The sequence below is a fragment of the Nocardia sp. X0981 genome (genome assembly GCF_977089955.1).
Genome location: NZ_OZ372435.1, coordinates 5,507,269 through 5,524,026 on the forward strand (window position 1 = coordinate 5,507,269; position 16,758 = coordinate 5,524,026).

Sequence of the window (16,758 nt, forward strand, 5' to 3'; positions counted from 1 at the left end):
CTTACCGTCAGCGGCTCTACCGTCGTACCCATGGCCCTGAAACGGATCGCCCGCCGCTCGGTACCGGATGAGATCTACGACCAGCTCGTCGACGAGGTCCTCACCGGTGAACTCGCGCCCGGCGCCACCCTCCCCGCCGAACGGCAACTGGCCGAAGCGCTCGGGGTCTCCCGCCCGACCGTGCGCGAGGCGCTACAGCGGCTCGCGCGCGCCGGCCTGGTGGAAGTGCGCCAGGGCGGTAGTACGACGGTGCGCGATCCGCATCGCTCGGGCGGCCTGGAACTCCTGCCGCGCCTGATCCTGCGCGGGGGCCGGCTCGACCATTCCGTGGTACGCAGCATTCTGGAGACCCGGGCCGCGCTGGGCCGTGAAGTGGCGGCGCTGGCCGCCCGGCGCGGCGGCGCCGCCCGCGAACCGGAGCTCACCGCCGCGGTCACGGCGCTGGCCGCCCAGCAGGATCCGCTGGCCCGGCAGCACGAAGCACTCGTGTTCTGGGATCACCTCGTCGACGCCGCGGATTCGATCGTCTACCGCCTGCTGTTCAACCAATTGCGCGGGGTGTACGAACCCGCGATGGCGGCACTCACCGGTGTCATGGATACCGAGGTGGGCCGGGCGGATCGCTACCGCGATCTCGCCGCGGCCGTCACCACCGGCGACGCGGATACCGCCCGGACCCGCGCCGATGCCCTGCTGTCCCTGGCCGGCCGGGAATTCGATTCGTTACTGGTTCGTCTGGAGCAGTCTCCCTCATGAATTCGCCGAAGTTCGCACTCACCACACGTCTGCGGAACACCCTGCGCGCGAAGCGCTCCCGTGATTCCGAGATCGACCGCCTCGCCCACCGGCGCCTGGCCGACGAGGAGGCACGGACCGCCCGGCGTACACGGGTCGGTCTCGCCGATGTCTTCCGGACCTTCGTCCGGGCCCCCTCCCCCTGGGTGATCACCACTCTGTTCGCCACGGCCGTCACGGCGCGGATCCTGGTGGGCGACTGGCAGATGAGCGATGCGCTGATACCGGTGCTCATGGTGGCCTCGTTCCCCTTCGTGGAATGGGTGATCCACGTCTGCGTCCTGCACTGGCGGCCACGCACCCTCGGGCACCGGCGGATCGACTCCCTGCTGGCGCGGAAACATCGTGAGCACCATGCCGATCCCCGCCGCACCGAACTGGTCTTCATCCCCTGGCAGACCTTCCTGTGGCTGCTGCCGGCCCTCCTGGGGATCGCGGCGATCGCGTTACCGGCCTTCGGCCACCCCGGCCCGGGTCTGACCTTCCTCGCCACCGTCGGCGCGCTCGGCCTCGGATACGAATGGACGCACCACCTGGTGCATACCGATTACCAACCGCGCGGCGCACTCCTGCGCGCGATACGGCGCAACCACCGCCTGCACCATTTCAAGAACGAGCACTACTGGTTCGCCGTCACCACCGCCGGGACCGCCGACCGGCTGCTCGGGACCTACCCCGACCCCGCGCGAGTGCCCAATTCGCCCACCGCCAAAGCGCTGCACGAGCCGAGTGCCGCCTGACGCTCAGGCGCGGCGCAGCTCCAGCACCGGGATGGAGCGGATCCCGCGGGTCTTCTCCTCGTACTCGGCGAAACCGGGGTAGCGGCGGGCCTGCTCGGCGTAGATGCTGTCGCGCCGCTCACCGGTCACCTCCGCGACCGTCACCGGATAGGAGCCCGTCCCACGCTCCACCGTGCCCTTCCCGGCCGCGGTCAGGTTGTAGTACCAGTCGGGATGGGTCGGCGCCCCGGCTTTACTGCCGAATACGTAGATCAGGTCGTCGGGATGCTGTTCGTCGGGCATGTACATCATGGGGGTCACGAACTCACGACCGGACCGGCGACCCCGATGGTGCACCAGCACGATCGGCGCCCCCTCGAAAGGCCCGCCCACCCGGCCCTCGTTCGCGCGGAATTCGGTGATGATCCGATCGTTCCAGTCGTCCGCCATACGCGGCATTATGCCCCGGATCCGAGTCCGCGCGGCGGCATTTCCGGCGTGCGTGGCGTGGGCCGGAAGTGCCGCCGCGGCCGGACCACCGCGGCCGGGAAGCTGTCACACTACGGAATATGGCGTTCACCGACGATCCCGACGGCGACCAGTTCTTCGCACTGCGTACTTTTCGCGCGGACGGCTCACCGGTCACCACCGCGATCCGGCTGGCGTCGGCAGGCGGCCGGTGGTATGGCTACACACCGGGCCGCTCGGGGAAGGTCCGGCGTGTCCTCGCCGATCCTCGGGTCGAGGTCGCACGTTCCACCTTCGACGGAACTCCCACCGGTCCATGGTGCCCGGGCACGGCGCAGGTGCTGTCCGCGGGCGGGCTGTGGACGGCGAAACGGGCGATGACCACCAAGTACGGGATGAAATTCCGCCTCTTCGCACTGACCGTCCTGCTCGGCGGTTTCCGCCCGAACGGCGGACGGGCGGTGGGGCTCGAAATCGATATTCCGGGCGGCCTTCCCGTGCTCCGGCGCTGATGACGGCCACGCTCGGACCACGCTTACGGGGAAGAACCGACCCACCCGGTCCGGGCCCACGACGGAAGCGACGCCGCAGGCCCGGCCGGAACGGCGCTGTTCACCGCAAACACAACGGTGCGATATCGGAGATCCCGCCGGTGACCGGCGAGGTCAGATATATACACGAGCTCTGCCCCGCCGCGGCGATCGCCGCCCGCACCTGGTCCCAGGACGGGGCGTCCAGTGTGGTCCCGCGGGCCAGGACGAAACCCGAGAGCCGGCTCGGATCGGTGACCACAGCCCACGAATAGTCGGGGGCGAGGGCGGTGACGATGTAGTTGGTGGGCCCGTCGATCATGTCCTGACCGGGGACCCCGCGAAAGCTCACGTGCAGCTGCGCCCGGGTCACCGGGTCGTTGACCACGGCGGTGCCGTGTACCTCGTTACGGCCTCCGGACCACGTGGTGCACTGATTGCGCACGGCGATGTTCCCCTGCGGATCCCGTGTGTAGTCCGCTCGGGTATCGCGGGCGCAGGCGAGATTGTACGGTTGCGGGACGGCGGCGAGCTGGTTCCACGTACCGAGATACCTGTCGAGGTCCAGGAAGGGAACGGGAGCCGGACCGGCACCCGGCTCGGCGCCGGCGCCGGCGGCACCGAGCACACCGAGACCGGCGACGGCGGCGACGAGACAGAACGTACGGCGGATTACGCGATGTATGGTCATGACGACTCCTCGCGATCGGTGATCCATGGTCTACCTCGAGATCCGAGCGAATCACCAGCACGAACTCGCCGGACTCGGCGGGGTCGATCATCTCATGACCCTACACGGATGCCGTGGATCCGCACGCTCATGACCGCGGCGGAGCCGGGAACCGGAGCGAATTTCTCCGGAACGGGGCCGGCACCGGTTCCGCGACTCCGCTCGATTCAGGCGCGTACCTGATCGTGACTGTCGACGAAGGCCAGAAAGCGCGGAATCACCTGCTCCGGATTCGCCCAGAGCAGGTCGTGGCCGACACCCGGATAGATCTCGATCTCCGCCGAGGGGATGAGAGCGCGGACGCGGGCGGCACCGCGTTCGGGATCGCTGACCACGGTATCGGCACCGAAAAGCACCAGTAGCGGCGCGGTCAGTGCGGTCATCTGCTCAGATGAAGCGATGCCATACCATCCCGTTGCCCGAGATCCCCGGCAGCAGCAGGATCGGGACGCCACCACCCCTCCGGATCCGCGGACTCGCGTTGTCCCGAAAGAGGTTTCGATATCGCTGATCGTCGACGGCACCGGCCATCGCTGCGCCAGGGTGTTGTACGCGCGCTGATGGACGGCTTTCGCCTCGTCGTCGGTGAATTGCCCGATCTTCGGCATGAGCTCCCTCTCCTCCGCTTTTACGATATGAACATACCACCAAAGTGGTATGGACATACCATAAAATTTCGCCCTCACGGTTGCGGGGAAAGGCAGCAGACCCGTGCCGCGATGGGTCGATCACGCAGTACGACGCCGGGAGCTCACGGATACCATCCGCCGCGTGATCGTTTCGGACACCCGCACACGGTGACCTTCCAGACGGTGGCCGCCGGAGGCGCTTCACCCGGTGCGTTCCGGAACTCCGGCCAGAGGCGCCGCCCGCGAATCCGTGCCGATCGATCACTCCCGACGAGCGGCCGCCCGGACGGACGGAAGGCGCCCCGCACCACATTCATCCCCGGGCACGGGCGTCGATCAAGCCCTGGATATCGATTCTCGTCATGGCATGGACCGCCTGGAGAATTCGCTCGGCCGCCTCCGGGTCGGCCTCCCCCAGCAGTTCGGCGAGCGCCGTGGGGACGACTTGCCAGATGACCCCGAAGCGGTCGATCAGGGAACCACCCGGGCCTTCCCGCCCACCGTCGGCGAGAATCGCCCACGCCGTATCCACTTCCTCCTGGGTGTCACACTCGAGATACAGCGAGATCGCGCCGCCGGCAGCGGACCGCGAACCACCGTTGTAGGCGATGTACCGCTGCCCGGCCAGTTCGAAGACCACGGTGGTGACCCGGCCGTCCGCGTCCTGTTGCCGGTCGAGTATCGCCGCGTCGGCGAAGAGGCGGGTGTAGTGTTCGGCGGCTTCCTCCGCGCAGCCGTCGAACCACAGGAATGTACTCGTTCGCATAACCTTTTCCTTCTACCGGGATTTCAACGAGCCGCCGGGATCCGGCATTCGCCGAGGTCGATGGTGTCGGCCACCTTCTCCATGCCACGACCGACGAGGTTTCTCGGCAGGTACCGCAGCATCCGGACCATCCGGTTGCGCAGCCAGATCTGCGCCGGCGAATCGGGCATGAGGCCCCCGTCTCCGGCACCGCGGGCGAATTTCTGGGCACGGTCGGTGAACAGGCGCATCTTCTGCTCGTAGGCGGCGTAGGCGCGGCTGTGCTCTCCGTCGGCCGCGGCCAGTTCGCCGGCCAGGACGTAGGCGCCCACGAGCGCGAGACTGGTGCCGATACCGGACATCGGCGAGGCGCAGTAACCGGCATCCCCGAGCAGTACCGTCCGGCCGCGCGACCAGGTGTCGACCTCCACCTGGAGCACCCTGTCGAAATAGAAATCGGTTGCCTCCCAGATGGCGGCCAGCATCCGGGGAACCTCCCACCCATCTCCTTCGAAGGCACGGATCACGATCCGCTTCTGCTCATCGATATCGTTGCGGTCGTAGCGCAGCGGGGCCGAGCGCAGGAAGAATCCGGCCAGCGCGGTACCGGGCTCGGGCTGCGGATAGATACCCGCGGTCCGCCCGGGCCGGCCGTTGCCCGCCGGCATGGTGTACATCAGCCGCCAGCCGTCGTGGTCCATCTCGGTGCCGATGGTGAACAACGACAGGTAGCAGCCGAGGTCGCGCAGATACCGCTCCGCCGGCCCGAAGACGAGCCGGCGGACGGTGGAATGCACCCCGTCCGCGCCGATCAGCAGATCGAACCTTCTGGTGGCGCCGCGCCGGAACCGGACGTGTACGCCGTCGTCGCCCTGCTCGACGGCGGTGATCGTCTCGTCGAACACATACTCGACGTCGTCGCGGGTGACCTCGTAGAGGATCCGCGCCAGATCGGTACGGCGGATCGACAATTCGGCGACCGGGCCGCCCGAATGCCCGAAGACCTCCGCACCCATGGTCGCGACGCGCTTGCCCGAGGCATCGACGAACGCCATACCCCGCGCTCCGGTGTTCGCCGCGCGGACCTGCGCGACGATACCCATCCGGGCGGCCACCTCCCGGGCAGTTCCGCGGATATCGACCGCGTGACCGCCGCTGCGCGGTTCGGGGGCGCGTTCCACCACGGTCGGCCGGAAGCCGTACCTGTGCAACCAGTACGCCAGGGCCGGCCCGGCGATTCCGGCACCGGAAATCAGAATGTTCCGGTTCTCCATTGATTCTCCTGCTGTCTCGTCGGAGCCGACGACCCGCCCCGGCGGTTGCCGGTGACCGGAAGTGGCGATGGACGTGCGAAGGTCCGCACTACAGCGACTCGTACGTCGTATTTGTTCCGGTTAGAGATTAGGCATAAACGTTGCCGAACAACACTTTTGATGACAATTGGTGTACTAGTTCACCGCCGCCGGTGAACTAGTACACTCTGATGGACACGGACCGTATCGGAACATCGGAGGGGCCATGCCGTCACCGGCACGACATCCGGGACCGCCCTATCAGGCGATCGCCGCGGAGATCCGCGCCCGGATCACGAGGGGCGACCTGCGCCCCGGCGACCGGGTGCCCTCCATCCGGCAGATCGCCCAGCGGTGGGGGGTCGCGGTCGCGACCGCCACCAAGGTGACAGCGGTCCTGCGCGCGGAAGGGCTGGTCGAAGCACGGGTCGGCGCGGGCACGGTGGTCAGCGCGTTCGGCGGCCGGAGCCGGAGGACCGACTCCCCCGCGCCACACCCGCGCACCACTCCGACGATGCGGCGGCCCGGACCCACCGAACGGGAGCCACACCGGAAAGCCCTGCTGCGCAGTGCTATCGAGATCGCCGATACGGAGGGGCTCGACGCGGTATCGATGCGGCGTCTCGCGGCCGAACTCGGTGTCGGACCGATGTCGCTGTACCGCTACGTCGCGAACAAGGACGAACTGCTGACCCAGATGGCCGATGAGGCCTTCGGTGAGCTCCCCCTCCCGCAACCGGGGTCACGCGGGTGGCGCGTCGACCTCGAACGGATCGCCCGCCTGCAATGGCAGTTGTGCCGACGGCATCTCTGGCTGCCCGGAATCGTCTCGTTCACCCGCCCCCTGCTCGCTCCCAACATGATGGCGCATACCGAATGGATACTCCGCGCGCTCGACGGGCTGGGGCTTTCCGCCGAGATCCGGATGCGCGAAGCTCTCACCCTGCACTCACTCGTTCTCACGGTTGCGTTGTCCAGAACCGAAGAAGCCGAAGCCGAGCAGAACACCGGCGTCACTCTCGACGGATGGCGGACGGCGGCACGGGCACGTACGCAAGAACTCCTCGGGACCGGGCGGTTTCCGTTGCTCGCGGCGACTCCCGAGGATACGACGGCAGATCTCGACGGACTGTTCGAATACGGACTCGCACGGCACCTCGACGGCTTCGCCGTGCTGGTCGCAGGCCGGACCGGGAAAAGCTCGCGAGGCACGACAGAACCGTCGTGAGCGGTTACCGAAGGGGTGACGTCCGCGATTCACGCCAGGCCTTGACACCACTCCGTCCGTAGTACTATGGTTCAAACCACTGCAGGCAGAGTACTACGAATGAAGCGGTACGGCTCGGGATTTCTCTTACGCCCTGCCGGAAGCCCGGCTTCTACGGTTTTCACGAAAGGCGCGATTTCTATGCGAAAGCAGCACGGCACCTACCCCATTCGCCCTGCCGCGCAACGTTACGTGGCGCGCCCCGTGCCACCACGGAACACCGCTACCGCCAGGAACGGATGGTCCCGGCACGGCAGGCACGGGGCCAGGTAGGGCCCGGTCGTACCCAGAATTCCCCGACGAGGCCGCAACGGCCGGAAGGACATGCTCTGCGCTATGCGTGATGTGAAAATCTGGAGTGAGGAGTTCGGCGCCGCAACGGACGCGCCGATCCTGTTGATCATGGGGTCGATGTCGCAGGGCATCCTGTGGCCGGAGGAATTCATCGGCCGCCTCGTCGCCGGAGGACGCCGGGTGATCCGGTACGACCACCGCGACACCGGACTGTCCGAGACCGTCGACTTCGCGGCGGAACCGTACACGTGGCACGCCATCAAGAACGACGTGTACCGCGTGCTGGACGCCCACGGCCTGGCGAGCGCGCATCTGGTCGGCCATTCGGCGGGCGGACTGCTCGCCCAGTTCGTGGCGGTGGAGCGGCCGGAGCGAGTGCGCTCACTGACCGTTATCGGTTCCTCCCCGCTTGGCGGCAGCGAAGGTCAGGTGATCATGCGGGCACTGATGGGGCAGCCGCAGCCCGAGGGGAGCCTGCCCGAACCGACGCCGGAGTTCGTGAACTTCTACCGCTCGCTGCTGGCCGCCCCGCCGCCGGAGAACCGGCGCGCCGCGATCGACGGCATGATCGCCGAGCAGCGCGTACTGCACGGCACCGGGCTACCGTTCGACGCGGACGCGGCACGCCGGCTGCAGGAACGGATCCACGACCGGGCCCGCGACCTGTCCGCGGTGGCCAACCACCGGCTGGCCGCGGCAGCCGATCCGGATTTCGAACCGGTGGGCGCGCTCTCTCGGATAACGGCACCCACGCTGGTCGTCGAAGGCAGCCACGAACCGGCCAAACCGGGTCACAGCGCGATCATCGCCGAGCAGATCCCGGGCGCGCGGCTGAAGATCGTGGCGGGTATGGGCCATACGCTGCCGCCGGAGGTACACGAGGAACTGGCCACCGCCGTCCTCGCCCATACGGCCGAATGATGCCCGCCCGGACCGCGGCACCCGCACCGAGCCGGTACCGGCCGGCTCGGTGCGGTCCGTACCGCCACGGCTTCCGTTCTCCTCCCGCCGGAACTCACTCCGGTGGAGTCAACTCACGCAGTACCGCGCAGAGGGTGGCGTGAACCGACGATTCCGTACCGGCGTTCCCGGGCTCCCAGGACGGTTCCGGCGCAGCCGCGCTCGCCGGGCCGAACAGCCACCACACATTCCGCCCCGGATCGATGAACCGCGCGAGGGACGAACCGCCGTAGCACGGCTGGTCTCCGCCGCGAACGCGTTGAGACTACCGTAGCCGTTGCCGAGGTCGAGGGTGCGTCGGATCAACGGTGGAACAGGCATGGAACGAGGCTCACACCCTTTGCCGACAGCGCGTATCCGCAAAGCGACGGCCACGGAAACTCCTGCCATACAGCAACGTAGCGGGGCGGGCGCGCCGTGGGCCGGCTGCGGCGGAACGGCTGCCGGTCAGCGGGAATCGGCGATCGCGGCCAGTTCGGCCGCAGTACCGCCCATGATGGTGGCGGCGTGCGCGGTGATCAGGTCGGTCGGCCAATCCCACCAGCGTGCCCGCAACAGCAGCTCGACCTCCTCCGCGGTGAAACGGGTACGGATATGCCGGGCGGGATTGCCCCCGACGATCGCATAGGGTTCGACATCCTTGGTCACCACCGCGTGCGCGGCGACCACCGCGCCGTCTCCGATCGTCACCCCGGGCATGATCGTGGCCGAACGCCCGATCCAGACATCGTTGCCGATCACGGTATCGGGCAGCGGATCGATCCCGGTGAACACCTCGAGCGTATTCTCCGTCCACTCACCCCCGAACATGGTGAACGGGTAGGTCGACGGCCCGGCCATCGGGTGGTTACCGCTGGGCATCACGAATGTCACCCGCGGGGCTATCGCGGTGAACCGCCCGATCACCAGCCGCTGCGGCCCGTAGTTGTAGAGAACGTTCGCCTCCTGGAACGGCACGCCGCTGCCCTCGTCGTCGAAGTAGGTGAACTCCCCTACCTCGATGAACGGCGAATCCACCTGGTTGGCCAGGAATATCACGTTCGTGAGATCCGGACGGGTGGACGGATACAACAGGGTGGGGTCGGGAGCGGGCACGGGCGATCCTCCTGCGGTCGAGCATTGTCACAACAGTGAACGGCAACCAATCTACGGTGCCGGTGCGGCGGGTCCTCCGGTAGCTCGTGCGCGGGAGGCCGAGGGCCTATCACCGTGGCGGCGTGCCGGGAGCGGCCCGGTTTCCCGCCACCCACACCGGCTCGGCACCCCGGCGCGGCATAGGGTGTCGGCATGCCCGACGCACCGACCAGCTACCTCACCGACGCGGACGAAATCTACCGCCGGTCGTTTTCGATCATTCGATCCGAGGCCGCGCTGGACCGGTTTCCGGCCGATATCGCGCAGGTGGTGGTGCGGATGATTCACGGCTGCGGCCAGGTCGATCTCGCCGGGGACGTACTGTTCACCCCCGGCGTGGTGCGGGCGGCGCGGACGGCGCTGCGGGCGGGGGCGCCGATCCTGTGCGACGCGAATATGGTCGCCTCGGGTGTCACCCGTAACCGGCTGCCCGCCGGCAACGAGGTGCTGTGCCTGCTGCGGGACCCGCGGGTGCCGGATCTGGCGGCCCGGCTCGGCACCACCCGTTCGGCCGCCGCGCTGGAGCTGTGGCGGGACCGGCTAGGCGGTGCGGTGGTGGCCATCGGGAACGCCCCGACCGCCCTGTTCCACCTGCTGGACATGATCGCGGCGGGCGCACCCGCCCCCGCCGCGGTGCTGGGGATACCGGTGGGGTTCGTGGGGGCGGCCGAATCCAAGGAAGCACTGGCCGCGACCACCGGCCTCGACTACCTGACGGTGCGGGGTCGCCGCGGCGGCAGCGCGATCACCGCCTCGGCGCTCAACGCGATCGCGACCGAAGAGGAATGACCGTGCGGACCGGAAAACTGTGGGGTGTGGGGCTGGGCCCGGGCGACCCGGAACTGGTGACCGTGAAGGCGGCGCGGATCATCGCCGAAGCCGATGTGATCGCGTTCCACAGTGCCCGCCACGGGCGCAGTATCTCGCGGGGTATCGCGGAACCGTATATGCGGCCAGGGCAGCTCGAGGAACATCTGATCTATCCGGTGACCACCGAGACCACCGATCATCCGGGCGGCTATCAGGGCGCTATCGACGAGTTCTACGCCACGGCCGCCGAACGGCTGGCCGCGCATCTGGCGGCGGGCCGGTCGGTGGCCCTGCTGGCCGCCGGCGATCCGCTCTTCTACAGCTCCTACATGCATATGCACCGCCGGCTCGCCGACCGGTTCGACACCGAGATCGTCCCCGGCGTCACCTCGGTGAGCGCGGCCTCGGCGGCGCTGGGGACGCCACTGGTGGAGGGTGAACAGGTGCTGACGGTCCTGCCCGGCACCATGCCCACCGCCGAACTCACCCGTCGCCTCGCCGACAGCGACGCGGCCGCGATCATGAAACTGGGCCGCACCTACCCCGGTGTCCGCAAGGCGCTCGCCGATTCCGGCCGGCTGGATCGCGCGTACTACGTGGAGCGGGCCAGTACCGGGCGGGAACGGGTACTGGCGGCGGACGAAGCGGACGACGCGCAGGTCCCGTATTTCGCGATCGCCATCGTTCCGGGCCCCGAACCCACCACGGCCCTCGGGAGAACCCGGAGCACAAGTGGAACGGCCCGCCCCGCCACCTCGGACGCCGCGCCCGGAACACACCGGACGACCGCACGCCCGGCCGCGCCCGGGGCCCCTCCCGCGTCGTCCGGTACCGGCGAGGTCGTGGTCGTGGGACTCGGTCCGGGCGATACGAACTGGACGACCCCCGAGGTCACCGCGGCCCTGGCCGCGGCGACCGACCTGGTCGGATACACCACCTACATCGATCGGGTACCGGTCCGCGCGGGACAACGCCGGCACGCCAGCGACAACCGGGTCGAATCCGAACGCGCCGCCATGGCCCTGGATCTCGCCCGGCGCGGCGCCCGGGTGGCCGTGGTGTCCTCCGGTGACCCCGGAGTGTTCGCCATGGCCGCCGCGGTGCTGGAGGAATCGGCCGATCCGCAGTGGGCCGGTGTCCCGGTGCGCGTACTGCCCGGTGTGACGGCGGCCCATGCGGTGGCCAGCCGGGTCGGTGCGCCGCTGGGCCACGACTACGCGATGATCTCGCTGTCCGACCGCCTCAAACCGTGGGATGTGGTGGCGCGGCGGCTGGCCGCGGCGGCAGCGGCGGATATGGCGATCGCCGTGTACAACCCGGCCTCGAGCCGGCGCACCTGGCAGGTCGGTGCGATGAAGGACATCCTGCTCGAGCACCGGAGCGCGGATACACCCGTGGTCGTGGGACGGGACGTCGGCGGGCCCACGGAGTCGGTACGGGTACTGTCCCTCGGCGATCTGGATCCCGACGAAGTGGATATGCGGACCCTGTTGATCATCGGCGCCTCCACCACCTCCGTCGTCGGCGACGGCGGTACGCCCCGAGTCTTCACCTCCCGCCGCTACCACGCCTGATCGCGCGTCATCCGATAGCATTCCACTATGGAATAGTGTCGGTGGAAGGAAGATGTGGTGAACGGCAAAACGAAGCGGCCACTGAACTCCACGGCCGCCTCACTGCTCGGATTCCTGCACGAGGGGCCGATGTCCGGCTGGGATCTGGTGACGCGCGCACAGGACTGTATCGGCGATTTCTGGACCATCACCCAGAGTCAGGTCTACCGGGAACTCGCCACGATGGACGCGGCCGGTCTGGTGGTCAAAGGGGAGACCGGAGCCCGCGACCGCACCCCGTACCACATCACCGATGCCGGGCGCGCCGAGTTCGCCGAATGGATCGCCCGCGATCCGAGCGCGGAGACCATCCGTTTCCCGCTCCTGCTCACCCTGCATTTCGGCGGCCACCTCGATCCCGCGCATCTGGCCACCATCATCGACAACAGTCGCAAGATCCACCAGGAACGGCTGGACCGCTACCGCGCCGAGGACCTCGAAACGCTCTCGCCCTTCACCCGGGCCACCCTCGAATTCGGTATCGGATACGAACGCGCCGTACTGGATTGGTTCGACCGGTTACCCGGACTGCTCTCTCCGTGATCCCACCGCCCGGAATCGCGTGCACACCGGGCCGCCGCCACCGGCTCTCCCGCGGCCGATACGGGTGGAATATCAATCCGGTGCCGTTTTTCCCTCGGCGCCGGACTCCCGGGCCCTGTGCTCCACCACGAGTGCCCGCGCCGCCGCGACCGTACCGGCCACCACCACATCCGGTGGCACGGCGGGGCGGTCGATCATCACCACGGGGATACCCGCCGCGCGGGCGGCGGTGAGTTTCGCGACGGTGGCCGCGCCCCCGCTGTCCTTGGTTACCAGCACATCGATACGGTGGCGGGCCAGCAGTTCGGATTCCTCGTCCACCGTGAACGGCCCTCGGGCAAGCAGGATCTCGTGGCGCGGCGGGAGTTCGGGGCCGGGCGGGTCGATGGCCCGGATCAGGTACCAGGGCCGGGCGTAACCGGCGAACGCGCCCACCCCCTGCCTGCCGATGGTGAGCAGAATGCGACCGCCCAGCCCGGCGGCGGTGCGCGCGGCGGCGGGCGTGTCGAGGACCCGGTACCAGCGGTCGCCCGGCCCGGCGGTCCAGCCGGGACGGCTCAGCCGGATCATCGGAAGCCCGAGTTGCGCGGTGGCGCGCGCGGCGTGGGCGGTCATGGTCGCGGCGAAGGGATGCGTGGCATCTATCACGAGGTCGATCCGGTGGTCCACCAGCCAGGCGCGTAACCCGGTGGCGCCCCCGAAACCACCGATCCGTACCGCGCCGGCCGGTAGCACCGGATCGGAAACGCGACCGGCGAGCGAGGACACGATCTCGAGTCCCCGCTCGCCGGTGAGTGCGTGGGCGAGTTCCCGGGCTTCGCCGGTACCGCCCAGCAGCAGAATTCTCAGGGCTGGCCGCTGAAGTAGGCGATGGCGGCATCCAGCAGCGGCGGGCCGCCGGCGACCGCCAGGCCGATACCGGCCCCGATGATCGCGCCCGGAATCAGGCCGACACCCAGGAACAGGAAACCGACACCGGCGCCGATCGCCGCACCCACGGCCGCGCCCAGCGAGGCCCGCTGCAGCTCGCTCATGAACCACTGCTGGGCGCCGATGAATTCCGCCTGCGACGGTGCGCCCGCGACCGGGGTGGCCTGCGGGGTGAGCGTCAGCCGGCTGCTGTCCTCGTCGATGGTGGCGGCCACCGCGACGACCTCGCCGCCGGTCTCCTGGGAAAGCGGAATACTGGTCAGGCGCTCCCCGGCGGCATTGGTCAGCACCACCGCGTTGTTGGCGGCATCCAGGCTGAACGCGCCCCCGGAGACGGTGGTGACCAGCGCGGTACCGGCCTCGGCCAGGCTCAGGGTGTAATCCACGCCGCGATCGTGGCCGGTGACCTCCGGAACCGCGTTCTGCTGCTGTTCGACGGCGGGAGCCGCGGGAGCAGGGGCGGCGTACCCGGTGCCTGCGGCGATACCGGTGGCGGCGGCCGCCATGATCGCGGTCGCGGCGAACTTCTTGTATTTCACTTATCGTTCTCCCCGTTGCGCGCGGGTCCGCGTGACCCACGCTCGAACCACAGTGACCTTACTACCGATACCCGATTCGTCCATTCGGGTTCCCGCCTCCGAGAACGGCTTCCGCTCAATATTTCACGACCGACCACTGCGTCACCGGCAACTGTGGCCGCCAGGTGGTGAAGCGGCCCAGCGGTTCCCCGCGGTAGATCTGGAACCGGCGCAATTCGCCACCGTGTGCCGCCGACCAGCGCACCAGCGCGGCTTCCGATTCCGCGGTGACCGCGTTGGCCACCAGCCGCCCGCCCGCGCGCAGCCGGGACCAGCAGCGCTCGAACAGACCGGCGGTGGTGAGCCCGCCGCCGAGGAAGATCGCGGTGGGCGCGGTGAGCCCGGTGGCGGAGCCGAGTTCGGCCATCGCCTCACCCCGTATCTCGAGATCGGGCACACCCAGCGCGGCGGCATTGGCCGCGATCTGCGCGCGGCGCCGCTCCAGCATTTCGAACGTCACGGCCCGGCAGGCCGGATGCGTGCGACACCATTCGATGGCGATGGTGCCCGAGCCGCCGCCGATATCCCACAGCGTCTCACCGGGGGCGGGCGCGAGCGCCGCGAGGGTGAGCGCCCGGATCTCGGTCTTGGTGAGCTGGCCGTCACCACCGTAGACACCGTCGGGCAGTCCGGGTACCCGGGTGAGCCGCGGCCGGACCGCTTCGCCCACCGCGGCGACGGCGACGATATTGAGCGGATCGCCCGGTACTTCGTGCCAGTCGGCCGCGGTACCGGTCACCAGCCGCTCGGCAGGTCCGCCCAGCTGCTCCAGCACCGTGAGAGTCGATGGACCGAAACCGTTGCGCCGCAACAGTTCCGCCACCGCGGCGGGAGTTCCGGAGTCGGCGCTGAGCACAAGAATCCGGCGGCCGTCGGCCAGTTCGGGTAGTAATCGTTCGAGCGGCCGGCCGACCGCGCTCACGATGCTCACCTCCGGCAACGACCAGCCCAGCCGGGCGCATGCCAGGGACGCCGAGGAGGGCTGCGGGAACACCCGCAACGATTCGGGCCCGAGCAACCGGGCCAGCGTGGTACCGATCCCGTAGAACATGGGGTCACCGCTGGCCAGCACCCCGAACTGGGTATCGCGGTGGCCGGTCAGCACCTCGGGCAGCGCGGGAAGCAGCGGTGCGGGCCACGGCTCGCGACGAGCCTCCACCTCGTCGGGGAGCAAGGCCAACTGACGGGGCGAACCCAGCAGCACCACACACTCCCGCAGCACCGCCCGCGACCGCTCCGGCAGACCGGCCCAGCCGTCGGCGCCGATACCCACGACGGGAACGGGAGCACCCGTCCAGCGGAACCCGGTGGCCGGGGCACGAGTCACCACCGCCGCCGGTACCCGTTCCGCGGCGGGGCCCGGAACACGGCTCACCGTGGTAGCCGCCGCCAGACGGCCTGGGGCAGCAGCCGCATACCGAAGAACACCGGGCGCAGGATGCCCGGAATCCAGATCCGCCCCGCACGACGACCGAGGGCGGCGACCACCGCCGTCGCGACCTGGTCGGGAGTGCTGGAGAACGGGGCGGGGTGCATACCCTCGGTCATCCGGCCGACGACGAAACCCGGTCGCGCGAGCAACAGGTGCACACCGCTGCCGTGCAGAGCGTCGGCGAGACCGCTGGCGAAACCGTCCAGTCCGGCCTTGGCCGAGCCGTAGACGTAGTTGGCCCGCCGCACCCGGACACCGGCGACCGAGCCGAACACCACGATCTGACCGCTGCCCTGCGCGCGGAGTTCGTTGGCCAGGACGGTGAGCACGCTGAGCTGCGCCGTGTAATCGGTGTGCACCACGGCCAGGGCGTGGGCGGGATCCGATTCGGCCCGGACCTGGTCGCCCAGCACCCCGAACGCCAGCACCGCGACACCGATCGGCCCGTAATCGGCGGCGATCTTGCCCAGGAGAGCGGGATGGCTCGCCGTATCGTCGGCGTCGAATTCGATCGGATGCACCGCTGTCGCCCCGGCCGCCGTGAGCGCCGCGATCTCGGCGTCCAGATCCTCGCACCGCCGCGCGGCCAGCACGACCGCCCGGCCCGGTGCGAGGCGCAGCGCGACCTGCAGGCCGATCTCACTGCGGCCGCCCAGCACCAGCACCGTTCCCGGGTCGATCTCTCGTGTACGACGCACAACCATGCGCTCAGTCTGTCATCCGGGCGGGCATACGCCCCGAACCGGGAGACACGGTCGTGTCCGGTGACACCGGCCGAGATACGTCCCCGCCGCCCGCTACGGTCTGTACATGGCGCTCAGCACTGTCGAATTGTCTCCGGCCGCCGTCGAGTTCCTCACCGAACGGCATCTGGCCACCCTCACCACCCTGCGGGCGGACGGTACCCCACACGTGGTGCCCGTCGGATTCACCTGGGACGGTGACGCCGGGCTGGTCCGGGTGATCACCAGCGGGGATTCGGTGAAGGCACGGAACGCCCGGCGCTCCGGCTATGCCGCGGTCGGTCAGGTGGACGGACGCCGCTGGCTGACCCTGGAGGGCAGGGCCGTGGTCCTGGACGATCCGGCCGCGGTCCGCGAAGCCGAACGCCGCTACGCCGAACGCTACCGGACCCCGCGGGAGAATCCGGCCCGGGTGGTGCTGGTCATCGAGGTGCAGCGCGTGCTGTGCGGAGTCGCGCTGCACAACCCGTGATCCGGTGCGCCCCGATCGGCGTCCGGCTGCGCGGTGATCCGGCCGGCCACCGGCCCTGCCGGACCGCGTCGTAG

At 69.2% G+C, this 16,758-nt stretch carries 19 protein-coding genes; 9 read left to right on the top strand and 10 right to left on the bottom strand.

The features are described 5' to 3' along the window. Positions 1-30: 30 nt before the first annotated feature. On the top strand, positions 31-756 hold the full coding sequence (locus ACYR7D_RS24280; protein ID WP_459546832.1) for a FadR/GntR family transcriptional regulator: 726 nt from the start codon (positions 31-33) through the stop codon (positions 754-756). Beyond that, complete coding sequence (locus ACYR7D_RS24285; protein WP_459546833.1) at positions 753-1,535, top strand: sterol desaturase family protein; 783 nt, start codon at positions 753-755, stop codon at positions 1,533-1,535. The genes ACYR7D_RS24280 and ACYR7D_RS24285 overlap by 4 nt, the downstream gene beginning before the upstream one ends. Before the next feature lie 3 nt (positions 1,536-1,538). Here the strand turns inward: ACYR7D_RS24285 and ACYR7D_RS24290 are convergent, their stop codons facing one another. After that, the gene (locus ACYR7D_RS24290; RefSeq protein ID WP_459546834.1) at positions 1,539-1,964 is read right to left on the bottom strand and encodes a nitroreductase family deazaflavin-dependent oxidoreductase; all 426 of its coding nucleotides are present in this window, start codon (positions 1,962-1,964) and stop codon (positions 1,539-1,541) included. 119 nt (positions 1,965-2,083) lie between these two features. On the opposite strand from ACYR7D_RS24290, the gene ACYR7D_RS24295 reads away from it, so the two are divergent. Then, positions 2,084-2,494 carry a PNPOx family protein gene (locus ACYR7D_RS24295; RefSeq protein WP_459546835.1) on the top strand — a complete coding sequence of 137 codons (411 nt, stop codon included), beginning with the start codon at positions 2,084-2,086 and terminating at the stop codon, positions 2,492-2,494. A 100-nt stretch (positions 2,495-2,594) separates the two neighbouring features. Here the strand turns inward: ACYR7D_RS24295 and ACYR7D_RS24300 are convergent, their stop codons facing one another. The 4 genes from ACYR7D_RS24300 to ACYR7D_RS24315 all read right to left on the bottom strand — a co-directional run bounded on the left by ACYR7D_RS24300 (position 2,595) and on the right by ACYR7D_RS24315 (position 5,890). Continuing rightward, positions 2,595-3,203 (bottom strand): lipocalin family protein, encoded by a 609-nt coding sequence (locus ACYR7D_RS24300; RefSeq protein WP_459546836.1) that lies wholly within the window; start codon positions 3,201-3,203, stop codon positions 2,595-2,597. Positions 3,204-3,409: 206 nt separating this feature from the next. Beyond that, positions 3,410-3,625 carry an alpha/beta fold hydrolase gene (locus tag ACYR7D_RS24305; RefSeq protein ID WP_459546837.1) on the bottom strand — a complete coding sequence of 72 codons (216 nt, stop codon included), beginning with the start codon at positions 3,623-3,625 and terminating at the stop codon, positions 3,410-3,412. A gap of 559 nt (positions 3,626-4,184) precedes the next feature. After that, positions 4,185-4,637 (bottom strand): VOC family protein, encoded by a 453-nt coding sequence (locus ACYR7D_RS24310; protein ID WP_459546838.1) that lies wholly within the window; start codon positions 4,635-4,637, stop codon positions 4,185-4,187. Positions 4,638-4,660: 23 nt separating this feature from the next. Then, complete coding sequence (locus tag ACYR7D_RS24315) at positions 4,661-5,890, bottom strand: FAD-dependent monooxygenase (RefSeq protein WP_459546839.1); 1,230 nt, start codon at positions 5,888-5,890, stop codon at positions 4,661-4,663. 244 nt (positions 5,891-6,134) lie between these two features. Between ACYR7D_RS24315 and ACYR7D_RS24320 the strand changes: the two genes are divergently transcribed. Both ACYR7D_RS24320 and ACYR7D_RS24325 read left to right on the top strand, forming a co-directional pair. Next, entirely contained in the window at positions 6,135-7,136 is a 1,002-nt protein-coding gene (locus ACYR7D_RS24320; RefSeq protein WP_459546840.1) for a TetR/AcrR family transcriptional regulator C-terminal domain-containing protein, read from the top strand. 375 nt (positions 7,137-7,511) lie between these two features. Then, positions 7,512-8,390 (top strand): alpha/beta fold hydrolase, encoded by an 879-nt coding sequence (locus ACYR7D_RS24325; protein ID WP_459546841.1) that lies wholly within the window; start codon positions 7,512-7,514, stop codon positions 8,388-8,390. Between the two features lie 486 nt (positions 8,391-8,876). On the opposite strand, the gene ACYR7D_RS24330 is transcribed toward ACYR7D_RS24325, so the two are convergent. Then, a complete protein-coding gene (locus ACYR7D_RS24330; RefSeq protein WP_459546842.1) occupies positions 8,877-9,524 on the bottom strand; it encodes a CatB-related O-acetyltransferase in 648 nt (215 codons plus the stop codon). Positions 9,525-9,716: 192 nt separating this feature from the next. Between ACYR7D_RS24330 and ACYR7D_RS24335 the strand changes: the two genes are divergently transcribed. The 3 genes from ACYR7D_RS24335 (at position 9,717) to ACYR7D_RS24345 (ending at position 12,529) form a co-directional block, all read left to right on the top strand. Then, positions 9,717-10,352, top strand: a complete 636-nt coding sequence (locus ACYR7D_RS24335) for a precorrin-8X methylmutase (protein WP_459546843.1) — start codon at positions 9,717-9,719, stop codon at positions 10,350-10,352. After that, positions 10,349-11,947: a precorrin-2 C(20)-methyltransferase gene (locus ACYR7D_RS24340; RefSeq protein WP_459546844.1), complete on the top strand. Its 1,599-nt coding sequence runs from the start codon at positions 10,349-10,351 to the stop codon at positions 11,945-11,947. The genes ACYR7D_RS24335 and ACYR7D_RS24340 overlap by 4 nt, the downstream gene beginning before the upstream one ends. A gap of 129 nt (positions 11,948-12,076) precedes the next feature. Continuing rightward, entirely contained in the window at positions 12,077-12,529 is a 453-nt protein-coding gene (locus tag ACYR7D_RS24345; protein WP_459550269.1) for a PadR family transcriptional regulator, read from the top strand. 72 nt (positions 12,530-12,601) lie between these two features. Here the strand turns inward: ACYR7D_RS24345 and ACYR7D_RS24350 are convergent, their stop codons facing one another. From ACYR7D_RS24350 to ACYR7D_RS24365, 4 genes are all read right to left on the bottom strand, one after another. Further along, positions 12,602-13,378: a cobalt-precorrin-6A reductase gene (locus ACYR7D_RS24350; RefSeq protein ID WP_459550270.1), complete on the bottom strand. Its 777-nt coding sequence runs from the start codon at positions 13,376-13,378 to the stop codon at positions 12,602-12,604. After that, positions 13,375-13,998, bottom strand: a complete 624-nt coding sequence (locus tag ACYR7D_RS24355) for a hypothetical protein (protein ID WP_459546845.1) — start codon at positions 13,996-13,998, stop codon at positions 13,375-13,377. The genes ACYR7D_RS24350 and ACYR7D_RS24355 overlap by 4 nt, the downstream gene beginning before the upstream one ends. A 115-nt stretch (positions 13,999-14,113) precedes the next feature. Continuing rightward, positions 14,114-15,367 carry a precorrin-6y C5,15-methyltransferase (decarboxylating) subunit CbiE gene (cbiE, locus tag ACYR7D_RS24360; protein ID WP_459550271.1) on the bottom strand — a complete coding sequence of 418 codons (1,254 nt, stop codon included), beginning with the start codon at positions 15,365-15,367 and terminating at the stop codon, positions 14,114-14,116. A 41-nt stretch (positions 15,368-15,408) separates the two neighbouring features. Then, positions 15,409-16,173, bottom strand: coding sequence for an SDR family NAD(P)-dependent oxidoreductase (locus ACYR7D_RS24365; protein ID WP_459546846.1), 765 nt, complete (start codon positions 16,171-16,173; stop codon positions 15,409-15,411). A 106-nt stretch (positions 16,174-16,279) separates the two neighbouring features. Between ACYR7D_RS24365 and ACYR7D_RS24370 the strand changes: the two genes are divergently transcribed. Next, positions 16,280-16,684, top strand: a complete 405-nt coding sequence (locus ACYR7D_RS24370; RefSeq protein WP_459546847.1) for a pyridoxamine 5'-phosphate oxidase family protein — start codon at positions 16,280-16,282, stop codon at positions 16,682-16,684. Positions 16,685-16,758: the final 74 nt, after the last annotated feature.

Coding starts and splice junctions, on each gene's coding strand:
- ACYR7D_RS24365 (WP_459546846.1), bottom strand. CDS start 16,173: ATGGTTGTGCGTCGTACACGAGAGATCGACCCGGGAACGGTGCTGGTG.
- ACYR7D_RS24320 (WP_459546840.1), top strand. CDS start 6,135: ATGCCGTCACCGGCACGACATCCGGGACCGCCCTATCAGGCGATCGCC.
- ACYR7D_RS24335 (WP_459546843.1), top strand. CDS start 9,717: ATGCCCGACGCACCGACCAGCTACCTCACCGACGCGGACGAAATCTAC.
- ACYR7D_RS24285 (WP_459546833.1), top strand. CDS start 753: ATGAATTCGCCGAAGTTCGCACTCACCACACGTCTGCGGAACACCCTG.
- ACYR7D_RS24345 (WP_459550269.1), top strand. CDS start 12,077: ATGTCCGGCTGGGATCTGGTGACGCGCGCACAGGACTGTATCGGCGAT.
- ACYR7D_RS24315 (WP_459546839.1), bottom strand. CDS start 5,890: ATGGAGAACCGGAACATTCTGATTTCCGGTGCCGGAATCGCCGGGCCG.
- ACYR7D_RS24305 (WP_459546837.1), bottom strand. CDS start 3,625: ATGACCGCACTGACCGCGCCGCTACTGGTGCTTTTCGGTGCCGATACC.
- ACYR7D_RS24280 (WP_459546832.1), top strand. CDS start 31: ATGGCCCTGAAACGGATCGCCCGCCGCTCGGTACCGGATGAGATCTAC.
- ACYR7D_RS24295 (WP_459546835.1), top strand. CDS start 2,084: ATGGCGTTCACCGACGATCCCGACGGCGACCAGTTCTTCGCACTGCGT.
- ACYR7D_RS24325 (WP_459546841.1), top strand. CDS start 7,512: ATGCGTGATGTGAAAATCTGGAGTGAGGAGTTCGGCGCCGCAACGGAC.
- ACYR7D_RS24290 (WP_459546834.1), bottom strand. CDS start 1,964: ATGGCGGACGACTGGAACGATCGGATCATCACCGAATTCCGCGCGAAC.
- ACYR7D_RS24300 (WP_459546836.1), bottom strand. CDS start 3,203: ATGACCATACATCGCGTAATCCGCCGTACGTTCTGTCTCGTCGCCGCC.
- ACYR7D_RS24340 (WP_459546844.1), top strand. CDS start 10,349: ATGACCGTGCGGACCGGAAAACTGTGGGGTGTGGGGCTGGGCCCGGGC.
- ACYR7D_RS24310 (WP_459546838.1), bottom strand. CDS start 4,637: ATGCGAACGAGTACATTCCTGTGGTTCGACGGCTGCGCGGAGGAAGCC.
- ACYR7D_RS24370 (WP_459546847.1), top strand. CDS start 16,280: ATGGCGCTCAGCACTGTCGAATTGTCTCCGGCCGCCGTCGAGTTCCTC.